The 330-nt window shown below is 68.5% G+C and carries 1 pseudogene; it reads right to left on the bottom strand.

From position 1 onward, the window contains the following. A pseudogene (gene fliI / locus RVY79_RS18365) lies at nt 1–330 on the bottom strand (flagellum-specific ATP synthase FliI); the annotation flags it as partial.

Raw genomic sequence — 330 nt, 5'->3', positions numbered from 1 at the left:
CACCAGCGCGGGCAGCTTGGCAAACGCCGAAGGCGGATAGCCCTTGGTGGCCGGCGGCTCGCCGATGGCCAGGGCGATCTCGCGCTGCGCCATCGCATAGCGTGTGAGCGAATCGACGATCAGCAGCACATTGCAGCCGCGGTCGCGGAAGTACTCGGCGATGGTGTGTGCGTAGGCGGCGCCCTGCAGGCGCATGAGCGGCGAGTTGTCAGCCGGCGCGGCCACCACGGCCGAGCGGGCGAGACCCTCCTCACCGAGGATTTCGTCAACGAATTCCTTCACTTCGCGGCCGCGCTCGCCGATCAGGCCAACCACCACCACGTCGGCCTG

Origin of the sequence: Chromohalobacter sp. HP20-39 (assembly GCF_033052815.1) — a bacterium.
Lineage (GTDB): Bacteria > Pseudomonadota > Gammaproteobacteria > Pseudomonadales > Halomonadaceae > Chromohalobacter.
The sequence above is the reverse complement of the archived record's forward strand: the minus strand, read 5'-3'. Positions and strand labels throughout refer to the sequence as shown.